Here is a 453-nt window from a genome sequence, read left to right as displayed (position 1 = left end):
TACTATTATTGGGAAAAACGCTTGAATCGAGAAGATAAGTATTCGAAGGTAAAAGCCACTATTCAGTCTATATATCATGAACATAAAGGACGTTACGGTTATCGTCGTATCACAAAAGAGTTAAAAAAATATGGGTTTTCTCACAATCCAAAGACCATCAACCGCCTCATGAATGAAATGGGCGTAAAATGTTTAGTCCGTATGAAAAAGTATCGTTCGTATAAGGGGCGTGTTGGTCGAATTGCCCCCCATATTTTACAACGTGATTTTCAAGCCGAGAAAATGAATCAAAAATGGGTAACAGACGTAACGGAATTTCATTTATTTGGGGAGAAACGTTACCTATCCCCTATCCTTGATTTATGTAATGGTGAAATTATTGCCTACAAAGTGATGAAACGCCCTGTTTATAAACTTGTTGGAGATATGTTAGATGAGGCGATTAAACACCTT

1 protein-coding gene is annotated in these 453 nt (G+C 36.9%); it reads left to right on the top strand.

Features of this window, described 5'->3' with window-relative positions; translation table 11 throughout:
- Positions 1-453, top strand: a 453-nt coding sequence (locus AC2YHV_RS27610) for an IS3 family transposase (protein WP_487374605.1), incomplete at both ends; no start/stop codon positions are given.

The organism is Peribacillus sp. SRI_006 (genome assembly GCF_057586375.1).
The sequence above is the reverse complement of the archived record's forward strand: the minus strand, read 5'-3'. Positions and strand labels throughout refer to the sequence as shown.